The 17,639-nt window shown below is 73.6% G+C and carries 17 protein-coding genes; 4 read left to right on the top strand and 13 right to left on the bottom strand.

From position 1 onward, the window contains the following. Positions 1-14: 14 nt before the first annotated feature. The 3 genes from ACFY2B_RS37160 to ACFY2B_RS37150 are packed head-to-tail and all read left to right on the top strand — an operon-like array spanning position 15 to position 1,812. Positions 15-383, top strand: a complete 369-nt coding sequence (locus ACFY2B_RS37160; RefSeq protein WP_390767462.1) for a hypothetical protein — start codon at positions 15-17, stop codon at positions 381-383. After that, positions 380-1,270, top strand: coding sequence for a hypothetical protein (locus ACFY2B_RS37155; protein ID WP_390767461.1), 891 nt, complete (start codon positions 380-382; stop codon positions 1,268-1,270). The genes ACFY2B_RS37160 and ACFY2B_RS37155 overlap by 4 nt, the downstream gene beginning before the upstream one ends. Next, positions 1,267-1,812, top strand: a complete 546-nt coding sequence (locus tag ACFY2B_RS37150) for a hypothetical protein (protein ID WP_390767460.1) — start codon at positions 1,267-1,269, stop codon at positions 1,810-1,812. Before ACFY2B_RS37155 ends, ACFY2B_RS37150 begins: the two co-directional genes overlap by 4 nt. A 254-nt stretch (positions 1,813-2,066) precedes the next feature. On the opposite strand, the gene ACFY2B_RS37145 is transcribed toward ACFY2B_RS37150, so the two are convergent. Next, entirely contained in the window at positions 2,067-3,311 is a 1,245-nt protein-coding gene (locus ACFY2B_RS37145; protein ID WP_390767459.1) for an MFS transporter, read from the bottom strand. Between the two features lie 134 nt (positions 3,312-3,445). Here ACFY2B_RS37145 and ACFY2B_RS37140 point away from each other — a divergent pair, with 134 nt between their 5' ends. Beyond that, positions 3,446-4,372, top strand: a complete 927-nt coding sequence (locus ACFY2B_RS37140; RefSeq protein WP_390767458.1) for a LysR family transcriptional regulator — start codon at positions 3,446-3,448, stop codon at positions 4,370-4,372. A gap of 17 nt (positions 4,373-4,389) precedes the next feature. Here ACFY2B_RS37140 and ACFY2B_RS37135 read toward each other — a convergent pair whose 3' ends face one another. From ACFY2B_RS37135 to ACFY2B_RS37080, 12 genes are all read right to left on the bottom strand, one after another. Continuing rightward, complete coding sequence (locus ACFY2B_RS37135) at positions 4,390-4,563, bottom strand: hypothetical protein (RefSeq protein ID WP_390767457.1); 174 nt, start codon at positions 4,561-4,563, stop codon at positions 4,390-4,392. Between the two features lie 91 nt (positions 4,564-4,654). Then, a complete protein-coding gene (locus ACFY2B_RS37130) occupies positions 4,655-5,554 on the bottom strand; it encodes an HpcH/HpaI aldolase/citrate lyase family protein (RefSeq protein ID WP_390767456.1) in 900 nt (299 codons plus the stop codon). Next, positions 5,551-6,888 carry a CaiB/BaiF CoA transferase family protein gene (locus ACFY2B_RS37125; protein WP_390767455.1) on the bottom strand — a complete coding sequence of 446 codons (1,338 nt, stop codon included), beginning with the start codon at positions 6,886-6,888 and terminating at the stop codon, positions 5,551-5,553. Before ACFY2B_RS37125 ends, ACFY2B_RS37130 begins: the two co-directional genes overlap by 4 nt. Before the next feature lie 85 nt (positions 6,889-6,973). Next, the gene (locus ACFY2B_RS37120) at positions 6,974-7,888 is read right to left on the bottom strand and encodes a ribokinase (protein WP_390767454.1); all 915 of its coding nucleotides are present in this window, start codon (positions 7,886-7,888) and stop codon (positions 6,974-6,976) included. Then, on the bottom strand, positions 7,885-9,309 hold the full coding sequence (locus ACFY2B_RS37115; RefSeq protein WP_390767519.1) for an ADP-ribosylglycohydrolase family protein: 1,425 nt from the start codon (positions 9,307-9,309) through the stop codon (positions 7,885-7,887). The genes ACFY2B_RS37120 and ACFY2B_RS37115 overlap by 4 nt, the downstream gene beginning before the upstream one ends. A gap of 2 nt (positions 9,310-9,311) precedes the next feature. Next, complete coding sequence (locus ACFY2B_RS37110) at positions 9,312-10,460, bottom strand: ADP-ribosylglycohydrolase family protein (protein ID WP_390767453.1); 1,149 nt, start codon at positions 10,458-10,460, stop codon at positions 9,312-9,314. Next, complete coding sequence (locus ACFY2B_RS37105) at positions 10,457-11,782, bottom strand: ADP-ribosylglycohydrolase family protein (RefSeq protein ID WP_390767452.1); 1,326 nt, start codon at positions 11,780-11,782, stop codon at positions 10,457-10,459. The genes ACFY2B_RS37110 and ACFY2B_RS37105 overlap by 4 nt, the downstream gene beginning before the upstream one ends. Then, positions 11,779-12,897, bottom strand: coding sequence for an ADP-ribosylglycohydrolase family protein (locus ACFY2B_RS37100; protein WP_390767451.1), 1,119 nt, complete (start codon positions 12,895-12,897; stop codon positions 11,779-11,781). The genes ACFY2B_RS37105 and ACFY2B_RS37100 overlap by 4 nt, the downstream gene beginning before the upstream one ends. An 88-nt stretch (positions 12,898-12,985) precedes the next feature. After that, positions 12,986-14,293 carry an extracellular solute-binding protein gene (locus tag ACFY2B_RS37095; protein ID WP_390767450.1) on the bottom strand — a complete coding sequence of 436 codons (1,308 nt, stop codon included), beginning with the start codon at positions 14,291-14,293 and terminating at the stop codon, positions 12,986-12,988. Next, the gene (locus ACFY2B_RS37090) at positions 14,293-15,114 is read right to left on the bottom strand and encodes a carbohydrate ABC transporter permease (RefSeq protein ID WP_390767518.1); all 822 of its coding nucleotides are present in this window, start codon (positions 15,112-15,114) and stop codon (positions 14,293-14,295) included. The genes ACFY2B_RS37095 and ACFY2B_RS37090 overlap by 1 nt, the downstream gene beginning before the upstream one ends. An 89-nt stretch (positions 15,115-15,203) precedes the next feature. Beyond that, the gene (locus ACFY2B_RS37085) at positions 15,204-16,112 is read right to left on the bottom strand and encodes a carbohydrate ABC transporter permease (RefSeq protein WP_390767517.1); all 909 of its coding nucleotides are present in this window, start codon (positions 16,110-16,112) and stop codon (positions 15,204-15,206) included. A gap of 38 nt (positions 16,113-16,150) precedes the next feature. Beyond that, positions 16,151-17,281 carry a LacI family DNA-binding transcriptional regulator gene (locus ACFY2B_RS37080; protein WP_390767449.1) on the bottom strand — a complete coding sequence of 377 codons (1,131 nt, stop codon included), beginning with the start codon at positions 17,279-17,281 and terminating at the stop codon, positions 16,151-16,153. Positions 17,282-17,639 lie beyond the last annotated feature (358 nt).

Here is a 17,639-nt window from a genome sequence, read left to right as displayed (position 1 = left end):
TTATCCTCACTACGATGAGCGCTGACCAACTCGCCGTTCTGTGCGAGCGTTTGGCCGATGCCGCCGACGCGGTGCGGTCCTCGCCGGAGGTCCGGGCATGCGCGGAGTCGATCGCCGACCGGGTCCGCGGCGGTGCCGCGCCCCTCGAACTCGCCGACGACTTCGACGAACTGGAAGAGCTGCTGCTACAGGCCGGGCACTCGGCGGGGCTGAGCCCGGTCCGTACCTACGAGCGGCTGCTCGGCGTCGGCGACGGGCACCGGGTCCTTGAGGTCCTCGCCTGCCCCGGCGGTACCTGCTCCCGCATCGAGGCGCCGGGCGCCGTCCCGGTGGACTGCCTGGTGCACCGGCGGCCGATGGCCGTCAAGAGGCTGCGGTCGTGACCAGGTTCCTGGAGGCGCTGGGCGGCAGACTGGCCGAGCGGTGGCTCGCCCTGCTGCTCGGCCCCAGCGTGCTGCTGATGGGCGCGATCGCGGCAGGGGCGACGCTCGGGCAGCGGCGCTGGCACGACACAGGGCTGCTGCTCGACCGGCTCGACGGGCTGTCGGCACAGCCGGCGCTGCGGACCGGTGGCACGCTGGTGCTCCTCCTGGCGGGGGTCCTCGTCGTCTCCGCGGGTCTCGGGCTGGCGGTCACCGCGCTGGGCGCCGTGGTGGAACGGCTGTGGCTCGGCGACCGGCCGCGACGGCTCACCGCCCGGCGCCGTCGGCGTTGGGACGCCGCGCAGGAGCGGTTCGACCGCGCTCTGGTGGCGGCGGCGCGGGCCGAGCGCACTCCCGAGGCGGCGGCCGCCGCGGCGCGGGCCCGTGACCTCAACGCCCTGCGCAACCGGATCAGCCTCGCGCCGCCGGCCCGCCCGTTCTGGCTGGGCGACCGGATCGCCGCGGTGGACACCCGTGTCTGGGACAGCTACCGGCTCGACCTCACCTCGGCCTGGCCGCGGCTCTGGCTGACGCTGCCCGAGGACGTCCGTGCCGAACTCGGCACGGCCCGCAGCAGCCTGGCCGCGGCGACCCGGCTGCTGGCATGGGCCCTCGGCTATCTCGTCGTCGGCCTCGTGTGGTGGCCGTCGGCGGTCGTCGGCGCCGTCACCGCCGTGACCGCCTGGTGGCGGGCACGGACGGCGGGCGTGGCGTTCGCGGAACTCGCCGAGTCGGCCGTCGACCTGCACGGCCGAGGGCTCGCGGAAAGCCTCGGCATCCCGTGCGCGGGCACGCTCACCGAGGACGTCGGCGCCGAGATCACCGCGTTGCTGAGGAAACGGACATGATCTTCTTCTCCCGCCGTCGCAGGTCCGGCGACCCGCCGACCCTGGACGACCAGGCCGTCCTGGTGATCGACCAGTACGCGCTGCCCTACCGGTCGCCGCACTGGTACGGCCACGCGGACTACCACGTACGGGTCTTCCGGCCCGGGAACGCGCCGAAACCGGTGGTCGTCATGGGCGATCTGGACAACGACCCCGTGGCCTCGATCACCAACAAGTGCCCCGAGGTCACGGCGATCGTCGCCGACCTGGTCCTGCGTCGCCACGGCGTGCACCCCACCCGGTTCGAGGACCACGCCCGGTGGCTCACCTACTACTCCGCCGCCGGTGGGATCGGCGAGAGGTTCTGCGAGGTGCACGACTTCGACGTGGTGCCCGGCTACGAGCCGCCGCTGGTCAAGTTCAGGCACCGGGACCTGCGGCGCGAGGAAGCGGAGGATCTCGTGGGCGGACCGCTCGGCAGGTGGCAGCGCCAGGACTACACGGTCGTGGAACTCCAGCGGCGCGGGGTCCGCGTGATGCGGGTGCACCCGGCGAGTTCGTGATCCGGGAAGGTGAAGGGACTGGACGCACGGCAGACGGCCGAACCGGCACGGCAGTCGGCGCCGCCGTCGGCACCGCGCCCGCCCGCGATCTCCTCTTCAGGGATCTCGGCACGGGGGCCGAGGACTCCGGCCACGCCGCTGGGTGCCGATGGCCTGCCGGGCCGGCCGAGTTGGTCACCCGACGGGCGCTCGCCGTACCGCCGTCGAAGGGATGGGCCCCGGAGCGGGGAGGCCCGCGGGGCGGGCCGCGCTGGTCAGGTGGTGGTCACGGCCTGTTCCGTCGGGTTCTTGGGCGCCTTCTCACGGAGCGGGAGCAGCAGCGGGGTCGCCAGGAGGACGACCCCCGCGAGGGCGATCGCCGTGCGGGGGCTGGTCGCGGCGGCCAGCACACCCCACAAGGCGGTCAGGAGCGCGATGGCGGCGCTGCTGCTGATCGACCACGCGGTCAGGGTGCGGGCGACGCGGTCGGAGGCGATGTGATGGAGCCGGTGGGTGGCTACCACCGGGTTGAACACGCCGTAGCAGGTCACCAGACCGAACTGGACGCCGATGATGAGCATGATCCCGGGGACGCCGGGCCGGACGAACGCCAGTCCGACGGGCCAGCAGGCGCGCAGCACTCCGGTGGCGAGCAGCACCCTGCGCTGTCCGAACCGCGTCACGAGCCGGGGCGCGAGACGTGCGCCGAGGAGACCTCCGACGCAGGGCAGCGCGAACACGAGGCCGTACTGCCAGGGCGTGAACCCCAGGCTGCCGACCAGGAGTACGGCGAGCAGCGGGTCGGCGGCCATGATCAGGCCGCTTACGACGATCGTGTTGAAGAACAGCGGGCGCAGCTCGGGATGGGTGAGTATGTGGCGCCATCCTTCGAGGAGTTCGGCCGCACGCACCCGTTGGACGCCGGTGCGCGGGGGGTGCTGTTCCGTCCCGCCGATGGCGCGGATGCCCAGCGCCGAGAGCAGATAGCTGACCGCGTCGGCCGCCACGGTCGTCACCGGGCCGAACAGCCCGATCGCGGCGCCGCCGAGCGGGGGTCCGAGCACGGTCGCGCTCCACGTCGTGGACTCGAACCGGCCGTTCGCGACGAGGAGGTCGGCCGGCGGCACGAGCGCCTTCAGGTACGCGCCACTGGCGGCCTTGAAGGCGATGTCGGCCGCGGCGGCGACGACGGAGACGGCGAGAAGCTGGGGGAAGGTGAGCCAGCCGAGCACGTACGCGACGGGGACGCTCGTCAACGCCGCGAACCGGGTCAGGTCCATGGCCATCATCACCGGCCGTTTACGGCGGAACTCCATCCACGGGCCGAGCGGCACCGCCATCAGGGCTCCGACCGCCCGGCCCGCGGCGGACAGGGCCGACACCTCGGTCGGCCCGGAGTGCAGCACGAGGACCGCGATCAAGGGAAACGCGCCGAACCCGAACCCCGTGCCGTACGCGCTGACGGCGTACGCCCCCCACAGCCATCCGAAGCTCCTCCCCAGCGTCCGCCTGTCTGCCATGCCCCACGCAACCCTCGTCGTCCCGAACAGCCTCTTGCCGACCAGCGACATCAAAGTGACTGACGGGCGCCCTGATCAAACAACCGACCGGGCAGGAAGGCACAACCATTCGTTGTACCGATACCCTGATCGGTGTGGATCTCGATGCTGTGCGCACCTTCGTGACCGCGGCGGACACGGGGCGGTTCCAGGACGCCGCCGCCGAATTGGCGGTCACCCAGCAGGCCGTCTCCAAACGCATCGCCACCCTGGAGAAGGTCCTCGGTGTGCGGCTGTTCACCCGCACCGCGCGAGGGGCGACACTCACCATCGACGGGCAGGCGTTCCTGCCGCACGCCCGCGGTCTCCTGCGGGCCGAGGAGCGGGCTGTCGCCTCCGTGCGTCCCGGCCGTCGTGCGCTGCGCGTCGACGTGATCGGCCGACGGCTCGCCCCGGCTGCCCAGTTGGGGGACTTCCGCCGCGCGCACCCCGAGGTCGAGCTGGACGTCGTGACCCTCTTCGACGTCGACGCGGCCGTCGACGCGATCCGCGCCGGCACGATCGACACGTCCTTCCGTGCCGTCACCATGCCCGGAAAGCGGCTCCCGGACGGCATCGGGGCCGCCCGTGCCTTCGACGAACCCCTCCAGTTGCTCACCGGACCGTCCCACGAACTCGCCGCCGCCCGTGCGGTCCGGCCCGCCGAACTGGTCGGGCGGCGGATCTGGATGCCCGGCCTCGTTCCCGGAACCGAGTCGGCCGCCTACTACGACGATCTGGCCGCCGCGTTCGGGCTCACCATCGAGATCACCGGCCCCGACTTCGGCACCGAACCCCTGCTGGACACCATCGCCGACTCCCGGTCGCTGGCGACGTTCGTCGGGGAGCAGACACGTCTCGTCTGGCCCGCCGACCACGGCCTGCGGCGGATCGCCCTGCGGGACCCGACGCCGGTCTACCCGCACTCACTGGTATGGCACCACGACAACCCGCACCCGGCCCTCGCCACGCTCCGCGACCACTTCCGCTCCGGACGGTCCGGCCACGCCGGGGCCGGGACGTGGACACCGGCCTGGGCGTAGCGGCCGGCACCACCACGTCACCCGGCGGCGCGGTCCCCGAGCGCGTCGGCGGTGGCCCGGACGAGTGCCCGCGGAATGTCGAGCATGATGGTGTGGCCGCAGCCCGGGAGCGGCACCACGGCGGCTCCCACTTCGACGAGCACGTCGGTTCCCACTTCGACGAGCACGTCGGTTCCCGCTTCGACGAGCACGCCGGCGCCCCGGAGCGGGGCATCGGCCTGACGCGCCGTGCGCGTCTCCCGCCGGGCCCTTCGCCGCCGCCCGGTCCGCCGGGGGCCGGCGTCAGGTTCGGGCCGTGCCCCGGCGGTTCGCGAGGGCCAGGACGCGCCGGGCCGCGGCCACCACCGCCGCGTCGACGAAACGGCCGTCCGGCAGGGCCGTCGCGCCCGGCGTCACCCGCGCCGCTTCGACCGTCTCGTGTGCCGCGGCGATCTCCGCTTCGCCCGGCATGAACGCCCGCTCGATGACCGGGAGTTGACGCGGGTGGATCGCCGCCCTGCCGAGCAGGCCGAGGGCGCGGCCCCGGCGGCAGGAGGCGGCCAGTCCCTCGACGTCGCGCACGTCCGGGTAGACGGACTGTGCGGGCGGCGCGAGGCCGGCTGCCCGCGCCGCGACCACCGCGCGCACCCGCGGCCAGGAGAGCCCTTCCTCGTCGGTGATCCCGAGGTCGGCACGGAGATCGGCCTCGCCGAGCGCGATCCCGCGGACGGCGGGATGGGCGCGCGCGACGGCGTAGGCGTTCTCCAGACCGAGCGCCGACTCCAGCAAGGGGTACAGCGGGGGTGTTCCGGCCGGGCCGCCGTCGGCGAGCGCCTTGACGACGGACCGCACGTCGGCGGCCGAGGTCACCTTGGGCAGCCGCAGCCCGCCCAGGCCGGGCAGCGCCCCGAGCGCCGCCAGGTCCGCGGCGGCCCACGGGCCGTCCAGCGCGTTGATCCGCACGTGGACGGACGCGGGACCCGGCAGGGGTGCCGACAGCAGTTCCGCGGTCGCCTCGCGGGCGTGGTCCTTGCGGTCCGGCGCGACGGCGTCCTCCAGGTCGACCACCACCACGTCCGCACCGGACCGCAGGGCCTTCTGCACCGTGTCGGGCCGGTCACCCGGAACGTAGAGCCAGGTCAGGAAGGCGTCCGACAGGCCGGGGACGTCCGTGCCGGCAGCGGCGGAGGTGAGTGCGCTCACAAGGTCCCCTCCTCGCGCAGGGCTTCCCGCTCCGCCCCGGTCAAACCCAGTTCGGCGAGGATGCTGTCGGTGTCCGCGCCGTGCGGGCGGCCCGGCCAGCGGATGGCGCCCGGCGTCGACGACAGCCGGAACAGCACGTTCTGCATCTTGATCGGCCCCAGTTCGGCATCCTCGACGCGGGCGACGGTGCCGAGCGCCTCGAACTGCGGGTCGGCCAGCACGTCCCGTACGTCGTAGACGGGTGCCACCGCGGCCTGGGCCTCCTCGAACGCGGCGACCACCTCGTCCCGGTCGTGGCGGGCGATCCAGGCGCCGACGGCGGCGTCGATCTCGTCGGCGTGCTGCGCGCGGCCCGTCCCGGTGGCGAACCACGGCTCGGACACGAACTCGGGGTGTCCGACGAGTTTCAGCACCCGCTCGGCCACCGACTGGGCCGACGAGGACACCGCGAGCCACCTGCCGTCGGCCGTGCGGTAGGTGTTGCGGGGCGCGTTGTTGACGGACCGGTTGCCGGTCCGTGGCTGTACATAGCCGAGTTGGTCGTACCAGAGCAGTTGCGGTCCGAGCATCGCCAGCATCGGCTCGATGATCGCCAGGTCGACGACCTGTCCGGTGCCGGTGCTCGCGCGTGCGGCGAGCGCCGTCATCACCGCGTACGCGGTCGCCAGCGCGGAGACCGAGTCGGCGAGCCCGAACGGCGGCAGGGTCGGCGGGCCGTCGGGTTCGCCCGTGGTGGCCGCGAAGCCGCTCATCGCCTCGGCGAGGGTGCCGAACCCGGGGCGGCGGGCGTACGGGCCGAACTGGCCGAATCCGGTGACGCGGGCGAGCACGAGCCGCGGGTTCGCCGCCGACAGCTCGGGCCAGCCGAGGCCCCACTTCTCCAGGGTGCCGGGGCGGAAGTTCTCGATGACCACGTCGGCGTCCGCGACGAGCCGGAGCAGCACGTCCCGGCCGCCGGGGGTGGACAGGTCCAGGGTCATGTTCCGTTTGTTGCGGCCCAGGTGCTTCCACCACAGGCCCACACCGTTCTTGGCGGGGCCGTGGCCGCGGGAGGGGTCGGGCCGTCGTGGATGCTCGACCTTGATGACGTCGGCGCCGAAGTCCCCGAGCAGTGTCGCGGCAATCGGTCCGGCGAACAGCGTCGCGAGGTCGAGAACGCGCAGTCCGGCCAGCGGGGGGCCTCCGCCCGGGGACGGTTCGCGGGCGGAGGTGCGGGCTATGGCGCCCTCGGCCCGGGGGCCGGGTTCCGCCCCGGCTCCGGGCGTGGTGCCGGGGTCGGCGGCGGTGCCCGGCGTGGTGCCGGGACTGGAACGGTCGGGTCGTGCGTCGTACATGGTGGTACCTCGGCTTCCTCGGCCGGTCGGGCACGCGGGGTGCGGCAGGCAGGTGGTCGGCGGACGGCGGCGGCAACGCACCCGGTCAGGGCGGGCTCGCCGCGACCCGGTCGATGGCGGCGCGGTCCGGCATGGAGGACGAGGCGCCCGGCCGCTGGACGGAGAGCGCGGACGCGACGGTCGCCCAGGCGAGGGCGTCGGCGACGGGCCGTCCCTCGCCGAGTGCGACGGTCAGGGCGCCCACGAAGGTGTCCCCCGCCGCGGTGGTGTCCACCGCGGCCACCCGGCGGGCCGGCACCCTCAGCCGATCACCGTCCCGGCTCAGGTACACGCAGCCCCGGCCGCCCGGCGTGACCACCACCTCGGGGACCAGTTCCAGCAGGGCGCGGCCCGCGGCCTGCGGATCGTCGTGGCCGGTGAGGGCCGCGGCCTCGTGTTCGTTGGGCACGAGCAGGTCGACCAGAGCGAGCAGTTCGTCCGGCAGCGGCCCGGCGGGCGCCGGGGTGAGCACCGTACGCGCGGCCCGCTCCCGTGCCGCGAGCAGCCCTGCCAGCACCCCTTCCTGCGGCAGTTCCAAGTGAAGCAGCAGCGCGTCCGCGGCGGCCACGGCCCGCTCGTCCCGGTCGGTGAGGGCGGTGACGGCGGCGTTGGCTCCGGGCACCACGACGATCGAGTTGTGACCCTCGCCGTCCACGACGATGTGGGCCGTGCCGCTCAGTCCCGGCACGGTGCGCAGGTGGTCCGTGGCGACTCCGGCGCCGTCCAGGACGGCCCGCAGCCGCGGTCCGAAGTCGTCGTCCCCGACGGCGCCGATCATCGTCACCTCGCCGCCCGCCCGGACCGCGGCGACGGCCTGGTTGGCGCCCTTGCCGCCCGCGACCGTGCGGAACGACTCCCCCATGACGGTCTCCCCGCGCGCGGGTGCGACCCGGGTGAAGGCGACCAGGTCCATGTTGGTGCTGCCGAGGACCGCGATCCTCGCGCGGGACGCCACGGTCATGCGGGGCCCTCCTGCTCGCGTCGTCCGGCTGCCGGGGCGGGCGGCTCGACGACGGCCGCGGTGCGCCGCGCCAACGCGTCGAAGCCGATGCCGTCGAGCCCGGCGACTGTCGTGGCCAGCCGGTTCTTCAGCGGTCCGGTCCACCGGCCGGGCAGCGCGCCCGGGGACCCCGCCAGCAGTCCGGCCACCGATCCGGCCGTAGCCCCGTTCGAGTCGGTGTCCCAGCCACCCGAGACGACCCGGCAGATGGACCCGGTGAAGTCGCCGTCGGCGTGGGTGAGCGCGGCGGCCAGCAGCGCCGCGTTGGGCAGGACGTGCACCCAGTGGTGGTGCCCGTAGGCAGCGTGCAGGGCGTCGACGACCTCGGTGAACCCCGCGGGGGTGCCGGTGGGTTCGGCGCGTGCGCTGTCGATGCCGAACCGTACGGCGGCGGCGAGCCGGGAGCGCGCGGGCACCACGGACAGGCCGGCGGCGAGGCACTGGTGCACGTCCGCTCCGCCGCCCGCGGCCCGCGCGATGACGGCGGAGGCGAACATCGCGCCGTACACGCCGTTGCCGGTGTGCGTGAGGACGGCGTCCCGCCATGCCTCGTCGGCGGCGGCCGACGGGTCGCCCGGGTGGGTCCAGCCGAAGACGTCCGCGCGGATCAGCGCGCCGATCCACTCCCGGAACGGATTGCGCGTCGTCGCCGTGCGGGGCGGTTCGACGCCGTCCAGGAGATTGCGGTAGGCGACGCGTTCGGCGGTGAAGGTCCGGCCGGCCGGCAGTTCGTCGAGCCACAGTCGGGCGATGTCCGCCGTGGTGAAGGTGTGCCCGAACCGTTCCAGTGCGAGCAGGCCCAGCAAGGGATAGTTCAGGTCGTCGTCCTCGGGCATCCCGTCGATGTTCTCGGCGAGCGAGGTGGGGCGGCTGCGCCGGTTCCACGGGTAGCGTGCGGCAATGTCGGGGGCGAGGCCCCGTTCGGTGAACCAGGTGGTCAGCGGCCAGTCACCGGTGGAGCGGGCGATGGCGCGGATGCCGTCGAGCGGCAGTTTCTCCACCGGTTTGCCCAGCAGGCAGCCGGCGGCCCGGCCGAGCCATCCCGCCTCCAGCCGGACCGCGACGTCCTCCGCGCCCGGGGCCAGCACGGCCGGGGCCCGGACCGGCCCTGGTGCGGTGTCGTGGATCGCCGCCAGGTCGGTCGGTTCCTCGGCGGCCGACGGGCGCTCCAGCGCGGCCAGTTCGTCCAGCAGGTCACCGGCGAGGGCGCGCAGCACCGGGTCCCCGGGCCCCGGTGAGGCGCCGGCCCGCTCGGGCGCGAGGTGGCCGCCCGCCGCCAGCCACCGCTTCCGTACCTCCCGCGCGTCGCGCCCGTCCTCGGCGGCCTGCCGCAGTTCGTGGCCGACGAGGTCCTCCGGTTGGACCCAGGTCAGTCGCAGCACGGTCACCGCGCACCGGCCAGTTCGGTGAAGGCGGCCTCGTGGGTACGGCGGCGTTCGGTGTCCTTCGCGAACACCTCCCGGGTGACGGCGGCGAGTTCGGCGGCGGGACCGTGCAGGTCGAGGCGGCTGGCGCGGCCCACCTCCTCGCTCCACCGGGCCGGGACGGCCGTGCCGCCGCCCAGCGCGCCCGCGATGGCGCCGCTCATCGTGGCGATCGAGTCGCAGTCGCGGCCGTAGTTGACCGAGCCGAGCACCGTCGGCTCGTACGCGCCGTCCGCGACGAGCAGCATGCCGAGCGCCACCGGCAGTTCCTCGACGCTGTGCAGCCGCGAGGGGCGCCGGGCACCGAGAGAGGGCTGCCGGTAGTGGGGGCCGACCGTGTCGAAGGGGGCGACGGCCTCCCTGAGCGCGGTGAGTGCGGACTCCCAGTCGTCGTGGTCGGCGGCCCGTTCGCACACCGCTTCGATCGCGGCCCGCGTGCCGTCCTTGGCGAGCCGCAGTGCCTCGCCGATCACGCTCGACGGGGTCGCGCCCGGAGTGAACGCGGCGGCCACCGCGGCGGCGAACACCCCGGCGGCTTCCCGCCCGTACGAGGACTGGTGCGGTGCGGCCACCTCCAGCGCCTCCCGGTAGGCGGCGTCGGGATGGCCCGCGTTGACGATGCCGACGGGCGCCATGTACATCGCGGCACCGCAGTTGACGATGTTCCCCACTCCCGCCTCGCGCGGGTCGACGTGCCCGTAGTGCAGGCGGGCGACGATCCACTTCTCGGCGAGGAAGATCCGCTGGAGCGGCAGCGCCTCGGCCTCCAGTTCGGGGATCCAGCGGGGGGTGCCGATCAGGTCGGGCACCAGGTGGTCCGCCACGCTGTAGGCGTCGAGATGGTCCCGGACGGTCGTGTAGACCCGCACCAGCGCGTGCGTCATCAGGGTGTCGTCGGTGACGTGCCCGTCGCCCTTGTGGTACGGCGCGATCGGCCGGGCCGTGCGCCACTCGTCGCCGTGGAACGGGCCCACGATGCCCCGCACCCGGCCACCGTGCCGCTCGGCGATCTGCTCGGGGGTCCAGCCCTCCACGGGGCCGCCCAGGGCGTCGCCGACCGCCGCGCCGACCAGGCAGCCGGTGACGCGGTCCTCAAGTGTGGGTTTCATCGGGCTTCAGGTCCTTCCGTGGCGGTGGGCGCGGGCTCGCGGGTGGCGAGCCGGGTGGCGAGGTCGGTGAGGTCGCAGCCGGCGACGCGGGGCAGGGCGCAGCCGACGAGCGTCCCGCAGGTGTCGCGCCAGGACGCGGGCAGCGCGGCGGCGCCGCCGATGGCCCCGGCGAGGGCTCCGGCGAGGGCGGGCGCCGAGTCGGCGACCCGCGAGAGGCAGGCGGCCGCCGGCACCGCCTCGTGCACGGCGCCGTCCGAGGCGAGGACGAGGGCGAGTGCGGTGGGCACCGTCTCGGCCGCGGCGATGCCGTAGCTGTAGACGTGGTCGATGATCTGGTGCTCCAGGAGCGGGATCAGGCCGAAGGCCCGGCCGGGTGTGTCCCGGTCGTAGCCGTGCACCAGCGACACGGCGTGCGCCGTGTTGCGGGCGATCTCCGAGCCCTCCGGGAGTTGCCCTCGGGCGGCCTCGACGCACTCTTCGGCCGGGGCGCCCACGAGGGCGAGTGAAACGGCCGCCGCCATCGCGCGGGCGCCGTGCACGCCGTCGCCGTCCTGCGTGTAGTGGGCGTCGAACTCGGCGAGGTCAGCGGCGGCCGACGGGTCGCCGGGGTGGACGACGGCCAGCACGCAGGCGCGGACACAGGCCGCGTCGTCGAAGAAGTGCGGGTTGTCGTGGCCGGTGGCCGGCGGGCGCAGGCCGGTGGCGAGGTTGCCGAGCCCGGCGCGCACGGAGATCCGGGCGCGGAGCGTGATCACCGCGGATTCGACCTCGGGGGCACGGGCGGCCGCCGAGGAGATCTCCGACGCGAGCGCCGTCCACGCCAGGTCGACCGCGGAGCGCACCCTGCGGTCCGGGCTCAGGTCGCTGCGCTGCGTGGCGTGCGCGGCGATCACGGCCTGGGCGGTGAAGGCGGCCCATTCGGCGTCGTCGGACGGGCCGAGCCGCAGCGGTTCGGACGGCTGGTTGAGCGCGATCGGCACCGGCAGCGTGGTGGTGGCGTTCTGCTCGGCGAACGTGTCGAGTTCACGGGTGAGGCGGCGGGTCCACTCCGGCATCCGCGCGGCGCGGTGGCGGGCCGCGGGCCAGCCGGCCGCGTCGCCCGCGGCGAGTCCGATCAGCATGCCTTCGACGCGGTCGCGGGCGGGCAACGGGAAGCCGGCGGTCCCGGCCGCGCGGGGCGCGGCACCGGTGGCGGCGGCCCGGCGGGCCGGGTCCTGCGCGGTCGTGTCCGTGGCGGTCCGGGCGCCGCGCGCGTTCTGGCCGCGCGTGTTCTGGCCCCTCGACCGGCTGTCCGGTACGGGTCGTCGGGATCCCGTCGTCATGACGCCACCCGCTCGGCACGGTCGGATGCCTCGTCCTCGGGGGGCGACAGCAGGTCCGCTATGTCACGGACGTGGTATCCCGCCATCGGCGGCAGACAACTGCCGCGCACGGGACGGACCGCCGACGTCCAGCGTTCGGGGAGCGCCGCGTGGCCGCCGAGCGCACCCGCGAGGGCTCCGGCGACGGCGGCCGTGGTGTCCGCGTCCCGGCCCATGTTGACCGCGCACAGCACGGATTCCGTGAAATCGCCGTCGGCCAGCGTGAACGCGCCGAACGCCAGTCCGACGGCCTCCGGTGCCAGGTCCGTCCAGGGATAACCGCCGATGACCACCGACGACCTCAGGGCGCGCTCCCGGTCCAGGCGGGTCAGCGAGGCGTCCTGGCGGGCCAGCCGTGCCGCCGTCACCGCGCGGCGCAGCGAGCGGGCCGTCCAGGAGTCCTCGGGCACCACCGACAGCGCCGCGTTGATCACGGCCGAGCAGTCCCCGCCGCCCATGGCGGACGCCACCCCCGCCGCGACGGCCTGCCCCCCGTAGATGCCCTCGCCCTCGTGGCTGACGGTGCCGTCGACGGCGACGAGCAGCGCCGCCTCGGCGGGCCGGCCGGCCGCGAACACCCCGAACGGCGCCGCGCGCATGGCCAGGCCATCGCTCCAGGCGTGCCGGTGCTGCGCCGTGATGGGGGCGGCCAGGCCCCTGCGCAGGTTCTCCAGCGTGCCGCGCTCGCTGAAGCCCGCTCCGCGGAACGGCCCCTCGTTGCGGTCGGCGATCCAGAAGTGCCAGGCGGCCTCGACGTCGGCGACGGTGAGCGCGGAGCCGTAGCGGGCGAGCAGCAGCCCGGACAGGATCGCGTACTCCGTGTCGTCCGTGCCCGCGGGGTCGGCCGTGACGAAGTCCTCGATACGGCCCCAGCGCTCCCTGATCTGGGAGGGCTTCATGTTCTCCGCTGGTGCGCCGAGGGCGTCGCCGATGGCGAGCCCGGTGAGCGCACCGCGGGCGCGGTCCCGCACGGTGCCCGGTTCCGGCGCCGGCAGCGGTGTGCCGCCGGGCGGCGGTGCCGGCGGCGGCCCGAGGGGGGATCCGGGTCGTGCGGGGGACGTGGGGGGTGCGCTCATGTCGTGCCGTTCTCGTTCGGTGGTGCTGTGCGGTGCGTGCGATGTCGGTGGGTCCGGGCGGCCGGGTGCCGGGCCGGCCGCCCGTGGCTCACTCCCGGTAGCGGTCGAAGATGCGGTTGCCCTCGCGGACGAGCTGGTTGCGCAGGTCGTCAAGGCTGGAGCCGCCCTTGTAGTACTCCTGGAGCGCAGGCGTGGCGATCTTGTCCTTCCACTCGGGGTAGCCGCGTGACCCGAGCATGGGCGAGGCGATCAGGTTGCGGGCCACGGCGACCCCGGTCGACCAGCCGTCCTTGGCGGTGGTGATGGACGGGTCGGCGAGCGCGGTCTCGCCGGTGGGTACCATCCAGTCCCCGCGCGCCAGTTGGACGAGGTGTGCGTTCTGCGTCATGAAGGCGATGAACGCGGCGGCGGTCCCGGGGTGCTTGCACGCCGTCGACACGGACAGGGTCTGCGGGCTGACGCCCTGGGCGCGGCTGTGCGGGCCGACGGGCAGCGGCAGCGTCACCCAGTCGAAGCCGTCGGGGGCCTGCTGTGCCACCTGCTGCCGGTAGGAGAAGCCCAGCGGGAGCAGGGCGTAGCGGCCCGCGAAGAAGCCGGGCAGGGTGTCGCCGCCCCCCATGCCGAGCGCGCTCGGTGACGCCGTACGGTCGATGTTGACCTGCCGGTGTATGAGTTCGGGGAAGGCCGAGTCGGCGGCGTCGAAGCGGACTTCGGGCGTACCGTCGTCGCGCCGGTACAGGATCTTGCCGCCGTTGGACACCGACAGGTTCACCGTCGCGTTGACGGGTGCGTTCATCGCCCATGCCGTGCCGTACCGCGCGGCGGTGCCCTTGCCCGCGGTGGTGAGTTCCTTGGTGACGTCCTCGAACTCGGTCCAGGTCCAGGGCTTGTCGGCGGTGGGCAGGGGGATCTCGGCCCGGTCGAGGATGGTCCGGTTGGCGAGCAGCACCCAGGGTTCCTGGAGGAACGGCACGCCGTACAGGCCGCCGCCGAACTGTGCGGCGGACCAGGACGAGGCGGGGATGCGTGTCTTCAGGTCGGCGGGGACGAGGTCCGTGAGATCGGTGAGGTAGCCGCCGTAGCCGAAGTCGGTGAGGTCGACGGCCTCGTCGTGGATGATGTCCGGGGCCGCACCGCCCTCGAAGGAGGTCAGCAGCTGGTCGTGCACGGTGTCCCAGCTGCCCTGCACGTACCGGACGGGGGTGTGGGGATGGTTCTTGTTCCACTGGGCCACGAGCGCCTTGTTCGCGCTCACCGACTCGGCCTGCCAGGCGAGCGAGAGGAAGTCCAGCGCGCCGGAGCCGTCGCCGGAGCTGCCGCAGCCGGTCAGCAGGGGCGAGGCGACGGCCGCCGCGGCGGTCGCGGCGGCGCCGCTCAGGAACGTACGACGGCGCATCAGCCCTTCACCGCCCCGGCCAGTACGCCGCCCACCAGACGCTTCTGGAGGAAGGCGAAGAACACCAGGCTCGGCAGGGTCGCGAGCACCGAGGCGGCGGCGAGCGGGCCGAGGTCGGCCGCGCCCTCCGCGCCGAGGAAGTGGGTGAGGATCACGGACATCGTCTGCTTCTCGGGGGACTTGAGCAGGACAAGGGCGAAGAAGAACTCGTTCCACGCGGTCACGAAGGAGAACATCAAGGTCGCCACCAGGCCGGGGACCAGCAGCGGGAAGACCACGCTGCGCAGGATGCGCCACCGCCCGCAGCCGTCGATCGACGCCGCCTCCTCCAGCGAGAGGGGAACCGCCTTGACGTACCCCTGGAGCATCCAGAGTGCGAACGGCAGGTTCCACACCACGTAGACGATGACCAGGCCGGGCAGTGAGTCGACCAGGCGCAGGTTCTTCAGCACCAGGAACAGCGGGATGATGACGAGCACGAACGGGAACATCTGGCTGACCAGCACCCAGCCCGTGCCGAGGCGGCTGACCACCGACCGGAACCGCACCAGCACGTACGCGGCGGGTACCGCGATCGCCACCGAGACCAGCGCGGTGACCACGGACACCAGGAGGCTGTTGAGCGCGGACCGCAGCAGCGGTTGTTCGTCGATCGCCGAGCGGAAGTTGTCGAGCGTCGGGTGCCGGGGCAGCCAGGTGGGGTCGACGGATCCCAGTTCCTGCGGGGACTTGAAGGCCGTCGACAGCAGCCACAGCAGGGGGAAGGCCAGGAAGATCACGTAGCACAGCAGGGCCAGGTACTGGCCGGTGCGGCCGGCCACGTGCGCACCGCCGCGCCGGGCGGAACGCCGCGGGCGGGAGTGCCTGGCCGGTTTCGCGGAGTCCGACCGCGTCGGGGCAACGGTGCCGCTCACTGGTCTGCCTCCTTGAGACGGTTGCGCAGGAAAACGGTCAGCAGGACGGCGATCACGGCGATCATCACGAGTCCCATCGCGGCGGCGTAGCCGAACTGCCCGTACTGGAAAGCCTCCTGATAGGCGAACAGGGTCGGCAGCCGGGTCTTGCCGCCGGGGCCGCCGTTCGTGAGCACGTAGACCAGGCCGAAGGAGTTGAAGTTCCAGATGAAGTCGAGTGCGGTGATGGAGAGCACCACCGGTTTCATCGCGGGCCAGGTCACGGCGGTGAACCGGCGCCAGACGCCGGCTCCGTCGAGGGCGGCCGCCTCGTGCAGTTCGGCGGGCACGTTCTGCAGGCCGGCCAGCAGGACGACCGTGGTCTGCGGCATCTTGGCCCAGACGCCCACCACGATCACCGCGGGCAGTGCGAGGGTCAGGCTGGAGAGCCAGTCGGTGGTGCCGGAGGTCAGGTGGAGGTGGCGCAGGGTGCTGTTCAGGATGCCCGCGTCGGGGTTGTAGACGAGCCGCCACATGATGCCCACGACGACCTCGGGCATGGCCCACGGAACGAGCGCGAGGGTCCGGGTCAACCAGCGGAATCGCAGGTTCTGGTTGAGCAGCATGGCGAGGCCCAGCGAGAACAGGAACTGCAGCGCCGTCACGCAGACCGCCCAGATCAGGCCGATCTTGAAGGAGTCCCAGAACAGCGAGTCGAGCCGGAGGTCCGCGAGATTGCGCAGTCCGGTGAAGGACGTCGAGCGGGTGACTCCGGACTGCGCGTCGGTGAACGCGAGCGCGATGCCGTACAGCAGCGGTCCGACGCTCAGCACGAGCACCGGGATCAGCGCGGGCAGCAGCAGGAACCAGGCGTCCTTCTCCAGGCCGAGCATTCTGCGCCGCGCGGCGGACCCCCGCGGCGGCATACGGGTGCCGCGGGCGGAGCGGGTGGCGACCGGGGCGCTCACGGGCGGTTCCCCACGGGCACGCAGGGCTCGCCGGACGGGCGTGCGTCCCTTTCGTCGGGCGGTTCCCGGTCCGGCGACGCGACGGCCGCGTGACCGGCCGCGTCGGCCCCGGCGGAGGAGGCGCGGACGACGAGCCGCGGGGCGACCGTCGTGCAGCCGACGTCGGAACCGGCGGCCGGGGCACCGGCTTCGAGCCGGGCGACCAGCATCTCGGCGGCGAGCCTGCCGCGTTCGGCGGAGCCGAGGTCGACGCTGGTCAGCGGCGGGTAGCCGGCCCGGGCCAGATCGCTGTCGTCCATGCCGACGACGGCGAGGTCCGCGGGTATGGCGAGGCCCCGGCTGTGTGCGGCGTGCACCACACCGAGCGCCAGTTGGTCGTTGGCGCAGAAGATGCTGTCGATGCCGCAGCCGGCGTCGAGCAGCCGGTGCGCCGCCGCGGCGCCGGCCTCGACGGAGAAGTCGGTGGTGACGGTGAGGGCCGGGTCGACCGCGAGGCCCGCCTGTGCGAGTGCCGCCCGGTAGCCCTGGGCGCGGTTGGCGCCCGGAACGGTGTCGGCGGGGCCGTTGACGAAGGCGATCCTGCGCCGGCCGAGCCCTATCAGGTGCCGCACCGCCAGCATCGCGCCCTGGACCGAGTCGGCGCGCACGCTGTCCACCGTGGCCTCGGGCGGCACGGAGCCGATGACGACGACCGGTCCCGACGCCGTCCGCAGCGCGGCGAGATGGGCGTCGGTCACCCGGATCGGGCAGATCAGGAGGCCGTCGCTGGTGCGGTCGGCGAGGCTGCGGATCACGTCGAGTTCGTCCTCGGCGACGGCGTCGGTCGAGTGCAGCAGCAGCCGGTATCCCAGCGGTTTCGTCACCGCCTGTATCTGCCGGACCATCGAGACGTAGGTGGGGTTGCCGATGTCCGGCATCGCGAACGTGAGCTGTCGCGACCTGCCCCCCTTGAGGGACCGGGCCACCCGGTTCGGCACGTACCCCAGTTCGGCCGCCGCCTTCTCGACCCGGCGTACGGTGTCGGGCCGACCGCCGTGACCGTTGAGCACGCGGGAGACGGAGGCGATCGACACCCCCGCCGCCAGCGCGATGGTCTCCACCGTCGGTGGTCCACCCGAACTCGTCATGATCGCCCCTTTGCAGATCGGCTGGTCACTCCTGCTGTAAACGTTTACGGTCCGGTCGGTTTTCTGGAAACGTTTACAGAGCGGTCCGCACAACCGCGGGGGAGTGGAAGGTGTTTTCACATCCTGCGGACGGCTCAACCCCGCGTCAATGAGATGTGAGATCTGCCGCATCCGCCGACACGACCCTTGACGGGGTGTCGTTCGACATGCCGGAGCCGAGTGTGCCGCGACGTCCGGACCGGCCGGCTCCGCCCCGGTGCCCACGTTACCTTTCTTGTGGCCCCGCAACGGGGCGCCTGGCCCCCGGGTCCGGTATGGCTGTTTGCCCCCTGTCGTACGCATGACCTGGGGGGTGTTG

Source organism: Streptomyces sp. NPDC001270 (assembly GCF_042896695.1).
Lineage (GTDB): Bacteria > Actinomycetota > Actinomycetes > Streptomycetales > Streptomycetaceae > Streptomyces.
This window is presented reverse-complemented; position numbering and strand designations above follow the sequence as displayed.

Excerpts from the sequence above, each read along its gene's own strand:
- ACFY2B_RS37160 (WP_390767462.1), top strand. The coding sequence starts at position 15 with ATGAGCGCTGACCAACTCGCCGTTCTGTGCGAGCGTTTGGCCGATGCC.
- ACFY2B_RS37150 (WP_390767460.1), top strand. The coding sequence starts at position 1,267 with ATGATCTTCTTCTCCCGCCGTCGCAGGTCCGGCGACCCGCCGACCCTG.
- ACFY2B_RS37145 (WP_390767459.1), bottom strand. The coding sequence starts at position 3,311 with ATGGCAGACAGGCGGACGCTGGGGAGGAGCTTCGGATGGCTGTGGGGG.
- ACFY2B_RS37125 (WP_390767455.1), bottom strand. The coding sequence starts at position 6,888 with ATGTACGACGCACGACCCGACCGTTCCAGTCCCGGCACCACGCCGGGC.
- ACFY2B_RS37120 (WP_390767454.1), bottom strand. The coding sequence starts at position 7,888 with ATGACCGTGGCGTCCCGCGCGAGGATCGCGGTCCTCGGCAGCACCAAC.
- ACFY2B_RS37110 (WP_390767453.1), bottom strand. The coding sequence starts at position 10,460 with ATGAAACCCACACTTGAGGACCGCGTCACCGGCTGCCTGGTCGGCGCG.
- ACFY2B_RS37105 (WP_390767452.1), bottom strand. The coding sequence starts at position 11,782 with ATGACGACGGGATCCCGACGACCCGTACCGGACAGCCGGTCGAGGGGC.
- ACFY2B_RS37100 (WP_390767451.1), bottom strand. The coding sequence starts at position 12,897 with ATGAGCGCACCCCCCACGTCCCCCGCACGACCCGGATCCCCCCTCGGG.
- ACFY2B_RS37095 (WP_390767450.1), bottom strand. The coding sequence starts at position 14,293 with ATGCGCCGTCGTACGTTCCTGAGCGGCGCCGCCGCGACCGCCGCGGCG.
- ACFY2B_RS37085 (WP_390767517.1), bottom strand. The coding sequence starts at position 16,112 with ATGCCGCCGCGGGGGTCCGCCGCGCGGCGCAGAATGCTCGGCCTGGAG.
- ACFY2B_RS37080 (WP_390767449.1), bottom strand. The coding sequence starts at position 17,281 with ATGACGAGTTCGGGTGGACCACCGACGGTGGAGACCATCGCGCTGGCG.